Consider the following 1,274-nt stretch of genomic DNA (forward strand, 5'->3'; position numbering starts at 1 on the left):
CAATAACCTGTTCTTCTGATTCTACAGAACAAGGACCAGCAATAAGAGCCATATGGCCTCCACCTACTTTAACACCATCTACATCCACAATAGTATCTTCAGGATGGAATGCACGGTTAGCCAATTTATAAGGCTGTTCAACTCTCATTACTTTTTCTACAGAAGGTGAAACTTCAATATCTCTAGGATCTACTTTAGTCGTATCACCAATTACACCACAGATAGTCACATCATGACCTACAACTAAATGAGTTTCTAATCCTTTTTCTTCTACCTTAGCCTGGATTTTCTTCACATCTTCTTCACTTGTTTTTGGTTTGAATACAATAATCATAATCTTTTCTCCTCTTATCTTCTACCTGTATAAATAAAAGACTCTCATCCTATAAGGACGAGAGTGTATCTTCGTGTTACCACCTTATTTTATATATCTATCACTAGATATATCTCAACGAGTACTATCATACTCTGACAATATAACGGTTGTGACCGGAAACGCCTACTTCATTCAACGATCTACTCCAAGATGAATTCAATATCCCTCAAACATCCTTTTACACCAGCCAAGGATTCTCTATGCTTCTTTGAGATATCTACTATTTCTTTTCATTGTATTTATACTTAGTAGTTCTTAATTTGTGAACTCATCATACTGAATAATCACACTCATGTCAACTGCTTTTTCTATTTTTCTTATACTTTTACACAATATTTATGTATTATCTAAATATTATACTTTAATTAGATTAATACAATAGTAACTAGAACCATTCTTACAATACAGGGCAGGTATGCTTTTTGAAAGTTGATCTACTTTACCAATGACTTCTAATTGATATTTTATTGTTTCACCTGATACAGTATGAATAGTAAGTTTATCCCTATTCTTTAATGACTGCACCTGTTTCAATAATGATTCTGGAATGATTATATTCTTATTCTTATAATGTGGAAGGCTTTCTTCATGACCTATAACCCACTTGATATCATTGACTTGAAGTATCGCATATATATCATGTCCATCTATATCTAAATAAGCATCCTCAGATGAAATATATGAATCGGGGATTAATTGTTTTGTTTGAGTATATAGTGTTTGTATATCCTTTATTTCTTTATTCTGTCGATAGAATGAATAACCAAATAAAGCACAAGACACTAGGATGCAGAAACATCCGGGTCTTTAATTTTTGTGGGGGTCAGACCTTCGCTCTAAATATTTGGGGGTCTTGGAAACAGCACCTTTAAATCTGTGGGGGTCACACTGTGGCTCC

1 protein-coding gene, 1 pseudogene and 1 other annotated feature are annotated in these 1,274 nt (G+C 33.7%); the gene and the pseudogene both read right to left on the reverse strand.

All coding sequences use genetic code 11. The annotated features are described in order from the left end of the window. Positions 1–334: pseudogene (locus tag EAI80_RS13135) on the reverse strand (3-deoxy-7-phosphoheptulonate synthase); the annotation flags it as partial. Between the two features lie 50 nt (positions 335–384). Next, positions 385–619 (reverse strand) — a binding site (T-box leader). 111 nt (positions 620–730) lie between these two features. Further along, positions 731–1,159, reverse strand: a complete 429-nt coding sequence (locus tag EAI80_RS13140; RefSeq protein ID WP_129982389.1) for a hypothetical protein — start codon at positions 1,157–1,159, stop codon at positions 731–733. Positions 1,160–1,274 lie beyond the last annotated feature (115 nt).

The organism is Catenibacterium sp. co_0103 (assembly GCF_004168205.1).
In the GTDB taxonomy this organism is placed as follows: domain Bacteria; phylum Bacillota_I; class Bacilli_A; order Erysipelotrichales; family Coprobacillaceae; genus Catenibacterium; species Catenibacterium mitsuoka_A.